This window comes from Deltaproteobacteria bacterium (genome assembly GCA_018668695.1).
Classification (GTDB): Bacteria; Myxococcota; XYA12-FULL-58-9; order XYA12-FULL-58-9; family JABJBS01; genus JABJBS01.
In genome coordinates this window covers 1-6,971 of record JABJBS010000210.1, presented here as the reverse complement: position 1 = coordinate 6,971, position 6,971 = coordinate 1, and the positions used below count along the sequence as shown (strand labels likewise).

At 48.9% G+C, this 6,971-nt stretch carries 5 protein-coding genes; 3 read left to right on the top strand and 2 right to left on the bottom strand.

The window, feature by feature from the left end; genetic code table 11:
• Positions 1 to 2 precede the first annotated feature (2 nt).
• Positions 3 to 551 carry an HAD family hydrolase gene (locus tag HOK28_11145; GenBank protein ID MBT6433642.1) on the bottom strand — a complete coding sequence of 183 codons (549 nt, stop codon included), beginning with the start codon at positions 549 to 551 and terminating at the stop codon, positions 3 to 5.
• A gap of 290 nt (positions 552 to 841) precedes the next feature.
• Entirely contained in the window at positions 842 to 1,291 is a 450-nt protein-coding gene (locus HOK28_11140) for a YtoQ family protein (protein ID MBT6433641.1), read from the bottom strand.
• A gap of 252 nt (positions 1,292 to 1,543) precedes the next feature.
• Here HOK28_11140 and HOK28_11135 point away from each other — a divergent pair, with 252 nt between their 5' ends.
• From HOK28_11135 to HOK28_11125, 3 genes are all read left to right on the top strand, one after another.
• Positions 1,544 to 2,404: a DUF4437 domain-containing protein gene (locus HOK28_11135; protein MBT6433640.1), complete on the top strand. Its 861-nt coding sequence runs from the start codon at positions 1,544 to 1,546 to the stop codon at positions 2,402 to 2,404.
• 1,376 nt (positions 2,405 to 3,780) lie between these two features.
• A complete protein-coding gene (locus HOK28_11130) occupies positions 3,781 to 4,248 on the top strand; it encodes a collagen-like protein (protein ID MBT6433639.1) in 468 nt (155 codons plus the stop codon).
• Positions 4,249 to 4,315: 67 nt separating this feature from the next.
• The coding region (locus tag HOK28_11125; protein ID MBT6433638.1) for a hypothetical protein at positions 4,316 to 6,971 on the top strand (2,656 nt) is incomplete at its 3' end.

The window sequence follows — 6,971 nt, the reverse complement described above, 5'->3', positions numbered from 1 at the left end:
ATTTAATCATCATCAGACCTCCTAAGCAGTGGCGCCAGGTCAAAGATAGATTTGATAATGGTGCCTGCCTGGGATCGTGTGCCATCCTCTTGAATAACTCTGATCGTATGCCCAACACCAGCACGCTCACCCGCTTCGATATCTGATTCCTTATCGCCAATCATGATGCTCTCTGAAAGGACCAAATCGTATTCCTGCTGCGCCAGTAAAAGCATTCCAGGGTTTGGTTTTCGCATCTGGGACTCCCCGGTGAATTGAGGAATCACTCCATCAACATGAAATGGGCAATGGTAGACCTTAGTGATCTCAACATCTTCTTTTCGAAATTCTCCAATCATCCAGGTCGTCAAACGCAGGAAGTCGTCCTCGGTATAATACCCACGCGCGATACCTGACTGATTCGTGATGATAAAAAGTAAGTAGTTCTGCTTTTGAGCTATACGTAAAGCGTCAAAAATACCCGGCATGAATTCAAAATCAGCAATGTGTCCCACGTAGCATTTATCCACATTCACAATGCCGTCACGGTCTAAAAAAAGTGCTTTATTCATTGAGACGCTTACTCCGTCAACCGTATCATACCTCCACACGGTCCCCAGTTCGTAGCATCCTAAAAATCCGGCTGAATTCCAAAATTTAAGTAAAATTTACCTGACCTGCCATACACATCGTCGTCTGCTGAGCCAGCAACCACATATCTGCCCGGGCCAAGAACAAACGAAGCCATCTCACAAGTCCAAAGCGAAGCCACCTTCTAAAATGCTCAATGGAAAGTTAGAATTTGTTGGTTCGAAAGCAGAGCTGGCAAAGCTTCTGCTTTTCTTTGGGGCAGATTAAATTCTTAAGCCGGCAAACTGCCAGTAAGCACATACCGCAGAATCTGAACCACCTGCTCAGGGGTTTGGGTCACCGCCATAGCTGCGGCATCCACTTCTTTGAGCGGATGTAGATGCTCTGGTTGATGCATCACAATCAATGACTTACCAAGCGCCGCTGCAAAGCCAGCATCAAACGCGGCATTCCATTGCTTGTATTTCTCACCAAAACGCACAACCACAACGTCTGCATCCTGAATCGCTTTTCGAGTGCGGATGGCGTTGATCTGTGCACCTTTTCTGTCGTGCCAGAATTTATCCGGCTCAGCTCCAAGAATGGCCACACCACAATCATCACTGGAGGCGTGGTCGGTCACCGGGCTCGTAAAACGAATATCCAGACCTTCTGCGCCCGACATGACTTGGTCACGCCAATCTGTGTGAATTTCACCCGAGAGATACACTGTGAGCCCCATCTTTTTCTCCTTGAAAACGTCCTGGTGCCCTAAAGCATGAATCCTCAAGGATAGGAATAGCCCTAATCTTCCTGGGATGGGCAAAGTCTGACTTTCTGGGAACCATCAATTCTGCCTCACCCGGACAAACTATCAGGATCAAATAGTTAAATAATTCATGAAATGACATTTCACATCATAGAAACACCATTCAAATTCATTTAGGTTCCGGCGGCCTGAGAAAGGCAAAAAGTTAAACTAGAGGGAATATCCATGCACTTGAAGACAACCGTAATCACTATCACTATGCTTCTCGCGGGCTGCGCAACAACCGCAACGACCGAGCCAGCAGCTCCAGCCGCCGCTGAAACAGCAACAGTTGAAGCACCTGCTCAAACTGTAGCTGCAGCTTACACTGAATTTTCGAAAATCAATTGGGTTGCAGGCCCTAAAGGCGACCAAGGCCCATCGATGTCTCCAATCCATGGCGACCCAAAAACTGGCCCAGTATCTTTCATCTTCAAGATGCCTGCTGGTTATGCCAATGGCCTTCACAGCCACCCTGCAGCTTACGCTGGCGCAGTAGTCTCCGGAACAGTGGTTCACGGTAAAACAGCAGAAGATAGCGTAACGCTTCCTGCCGGCTCTACTTGGACACAAGATGCTAACCAAGCACATTACACATCTTGCACAAAAGATGCTGAGTGCGTGGTTGTAGGTCACTTCGACGGACCTTTCGGTACGGTTGCTTCTGAGACTGCTCATGAAGGTGAGCTCGGCTCAATCATGACTACAGCTGAAAAAGCAGTATTCAAGCCACTTAACCCGAAAATGCCAAATGGCCCGCAGATGCTTATTCTCTCTGGTGACCACACGAAGGAAGCCTTTCGCGCGTTGGTTAAGGTACCTGTAGGTTTTAAAACGCCTATGCACATGCATGCGGCAAACTACGCTGGTGCTTCAGTCGTTGGTGCAATGCAGAAGAACGGCGGCGAAAAGCTGGGACCTGGTTCTATTTGGACACAGAAGATGAATGAAGCTCACATGAATGCATGCCTCAGCGACAAGCCTTGCATTTTCTTCATCGCAATGGACGGAGCATTCAGCATGACTCCGGCCAAAGCTGCTCAGTAAGTCAATTAACGGCAGAGCCGCTTCAAAAATGGTCCGGCTCAGACCAATCATTGTACAAGTGAGGCCTCGGTTTTCCCGTCGGAGATCCGGGGCCTTTTTTGTTCCCACGTGCACCACCGCGAAACGATTCATTTCTATCCCCAGAGCGTCACTACTTAAGTATTTGTAATTACGGGATTTGGTCTCATTCTTCTCGAGATTCAACACCCCGAAAAATTCAATAAATATAGGGTCATAGGATTAAACAATTGCAGGATACCACCTTGATTATTGCCGAAAAAAGACTTGTGGGTCACAGTCGTTTGGGTAACCATCGAGGTACAGTAATATAGGGAGTACAAGTAATGCGATTGAGCAACGTAGCTGTGTCTATTAGTGTTCTGATGTTTTTGAATCTACTGGCCTGCGGTGACAGCACCGGCATCGATGCGAGCGCCCTCCAGGACTTGCTGAACCAGCAAGAAGAAGCACTTATCTCGTTGGACAGCGGCACCCTCGAAGGGCCTTTCGTCATTCAACATGCCGTGACTCTCCTCGGAGCCGACGATGGTTCCACCATACTTACGGCTGCTGAAGGCGCGGTCCTTCTGGTAAGCGGTAATCCAGCAAAAATTCGCTTAGAAAATATAACCATCGCATCAGAGCACATCGGGCTCTTAGCCGAGTATGAAGGCGACCTCGAACTCGAAAATGTCACGTTCCAAAGTGCTCATGGCGTTGGTGCTTATATCCACAACGTCAACAACTTAACGGTGAACGAAACCACATTCAAAGGCGGAGTCACCGCAGACCAACTAACGGACAAGCTTGAAACATTCAGCGCTCTCGATTTTGCCGTCATTGGTATTTATGTAGACGCCGTGACCAATGCCCAACTTACATCCGTGAATATCTCGGGTTATGCGGGAATGCCGGCCATCTTCCACCGCACGAATCTCAATTGGACAGACGGTCTCGTCACTGAAAATGCTGGCCTCAGCGTCGTTGTTGAAACGTCTACAGCGACCCTGGAAAACGTCACCGTACAAAACTCTATCCAAAGCACAGTCGATGGCTCAATTGAACCAGTCGGTCTAGCCGTGGCCGATACCGCGACGCTTTCTTCAACCAATCTAACCGTTCAAAATTTTGGTGGGCACGGTATCTTGCAAGATCACGCTCAATCAAGTCACAACGGGCTAACGGTCACCAACGCTAAATATGCTGGTGTTTGGGTCCAAGATTCAGCAGCACAGGCAGCACCAGCACTTTCCATAAGTGGTCAAAGCACCATCAGCGGCAACCAAGGCTCAAGCGTTGTGTTCTTGGCGTCAACGGGAATCACTCTCTCCGATACATCACTCCTCGCAAGCGTACCCCTGGAGACACCTCTTCAAATGGACAACGTGATGCCTGTTTCCGACGGCCTGCACCTCCAAGCTGCTAGCGGTGACATCGAGCTTCGAGACCTCACTGTAGAAGGACATGAGCGAGTGGGCATTCTACTATGCGGCGGCATGGAGCAGGTGCTCCCAAGCGACATCGCCATGACTGGTGTTAGCGTGAGCGTCCCCAGTAGCGATGCAGCCGGACTATTCACTCAAAATGGAATCACGGTTTCTGAGAGTTGGGACATCAACGATGACGCTCTCGGCGAAGCCCCGTTCAACATGGCACCCGTGAACCTGAAAGCTGGGTTTATCGGCCAAAATGGCTTTGTCGGTCAAAACGGATTCACTGGACAAAATGGATTTACTGGCCAAAATGGATTTGTCGGTCAGAATGGATTCATCGGTCAAAACGGGTTTGTCGGTCAGAATGGATTCACCGGTCAAAACGGATTCACTGGACAAAACGGCAAGTAATTCCGTATGCCTTTGCATAGCTCCTTTCTCTTAAGGTATTTTATATGAGGGAGAGCGTGGAATCGATATGTCGGAAGAAGCTGATAGCCTACTCATAAGCGGACGTCGCGTTGTCTCGGTCGTTTTTTGCGATATCTGTAACTTCACCAGCATCTCGGAACGCCTAGATGCCGAAGAAGTCTTTGAACTTATCAATAACATTTTTGAGCTCCTTACCAACGAAGTCGAACGCTGTGGGGGCTATGTAGACAAATACATTGGCGATTGCGTGATGGCCATCTTTGGTGCTGGGCGCAGCGATGGTGCGCATGCTGAAGAAGCCATTTCGGCCGCTCTTGCGATGCAAGAACGCCTTACCAACATCACCCACCCTATTTGCAGAAACCGAGGAATTAAACTTCAAATTCGAATTGGCGTGAATTCCGGCCTCGTTTACGCGGGATATGTTGGCGGCAAAGACAACAAGCAGTTTACCGTTATGGGCGACACTGTGAATCTCGCACAGCGAATGGAACAAATGGCAAGACCTGGCAGTATTCTCGTAGCTGCCGCAACTGCCCGACAGGTTGTCCACGACTTCGTACTTGAAGAAGTGGGTAACCTTGAAGTGAAAGGTAAGAGTAAAGAGGTAAGAGCCTTTAGGATTCTTAGACCTCGTGAAAACCGCATTGAAGACCACAACCTCAACTTTGAGGGCATTACGGTTCCAACGTGGGTATCCCGAATCCATGCGGCTCAACTTGCACAAGCTTCTGAGCATGCATTCACAGAATCGACACCAACGATGCTCTGCATTCGCGGACAAAGAGATAACGGAAACCTTCATCACCTATCAGGCGTTTTGGGGCACATCATCCATGATAACCCAGAGGTCATGGCCGTCACTGGACGATGTGCGGACGAATTAGAAAACGAACTTTCGGCCTTTATAGATATCTACCGCAAAATGACCGCATCTGGAGCAATCCCAAAGCCAGCAGAAGACTCGCCCACCATAAGGACCGCGCAAGCAATTCTTGGTGAACGAAATACTAGCCAAGAAACGGACTACGACCTCTACCTCCACACAGCCCAAACACTCATTCTCGATACGCTTCTGCAAATGTCCGCCAATAAACCCCTGATCTTGGTCTTCGAAGATGCCTCCGCATTGGACCTGCACAGTTCTCAGTTGATTGAGTCTTTGCTTGGTTCCAACAATCAGATCATGATTCTCTTGGACGTCAACGACCGAAAACTTCAGCAACATAGCATCAGCGTGAGTGAGCTAACTGCCAAGTGTCAATTCTCACTCAATATCGACCTTCTCGAAAAAGAACGGATGAATCAGCTCATTGGACTGCTTCTAAGTTGTGAACCGCCAGCGTGGCTCATCGACTGGGTCACGAGCCAATGCGGCGGAAAACTGCTTCACCTGCTTGAATCACTGGAATTTCTCCTCGATACCGACATCATCACGCTAGATACAAAAAAAGGGTCTTACGTTGTTCCGTCTACTCTGCCGAAAGATATCAGCCTGCCCCCTACTGTGCTCAATGCTATCCAGCGACGTCTCGACGACCTAGAGCCAGGACTTGCAGAAGTCCTGAAGGCAGCATCTATATTTGAAGATACCTTCACGGAAGACCAGGTCGCTGTGATGCTCGCGGATCCAGAACAAGGTGCAATCGCGGAACGCAGCCTCACCACTCTTCAAAGCCTAAACATTCACCGCAGCATGCTCGCACTCCTACACAAACGCGTGATTGGAATATCCCTCAAGCACGAAGACCCGCGCCAAACACAGTACCAGTTTCAAAACCCGACTGCGCGTGAAGCAACCTTCGATTTGGTCTCACTTAAGAAGCGTAAACGCTATTTTAACCAACTCGCTGAGAGCCTCATTAAAGAATACCCTCTTGGTGTCACTGCCGAGAGAATCGCCAAAAATTTTGAACTGGCGGAAAAATTCCCAGAGTCGTTTGTTTGGTATTTTCGAGCTATGCAAGTGGGTCACGCGCATCGCAACGAGCGTCAGCTTCAGGTAGTGGTAGAGAGACTCCATAGCATCGAATCTAAGCAAAACTCCTTGCTCCTAGATTACTACAGCGAATCATCCCTAGAAATCGTTCGACTGTGGAGTAGTGTCAGCCTTCTTTTTATCAAGGGCGAATACCTCACATGCATCAAACTTCTGGAAAATCTCGATTCAATTAAGCCTTCAGGTTTCGCAGACCAAACACCTCTCTTTATTGAAGGCTTGATTAAACTCTGGTCCCTTAAAGCACAGTGTTTCGATAAGACCGGAGCCCACGAGGAGTCTATTGCTCCGATTCAACAAGCCATTGAGATAGCCACAGACTTCGAGATGAAGCCAGTCCTCATCATCGACCTCGAGGCGGAGCTCACGGATTACTACCGCACCGCTAAATTAACGGCCGAAGCACTCGCACTTGCTACCAAGGCTATCACCACCCACAGCACAGCAGCTCAGGCGCACCCAGAACTCCAGCATGGCCTCGCAAGGCATTATGATACTCTGGGCTTGGTCTCGCTTTTCAATCTGAACCAACCTAAACAAGCGTTGGCGCACCTCAACCAAGCTCTTAGTCTGCGTGAAAACTCTTCGAATGTTCGACTGCTGAGTATCTCTCTCATGAACATAGGGATTGCCCTGGCCTTTCTAGATAAAAATGACGAAGCTGCGGGCAAACTTCTCGAAGCACTTGAGCTTCGTAAAACTT

Bases quoted from the DNA above. Each gene is read 5' to 3' on its own strand.
- HOK28_11145 (MBT6433642.1), bottom strand. From the start codon at position 551: ATGAATAAAGCACTTTTTTTAGACCGTGACGGCATTGTGAATGTGGAT.
- HOK28_11140 (MBT6433641.1), bottom strand. From the start codon at position 1,291: ATGGGGCTCACAGTGTATCTCTCGGGTGAAATTCACACAGATTGGCGT.
- HOK28_11135 (MBT6433640.1), top strand. From the start codon at position 1,544: ATGCACTTGAAGACAACCGTAATCACTATCACTATGCTTCTCGCGGGC.
- HOK28_11130 (MBT6433639.1), top strand. From the start codon at position 3,781: ATGGACAACGTGATGCCTGTTTCCGACGGCCTGCACCTCCAAGCTGCT.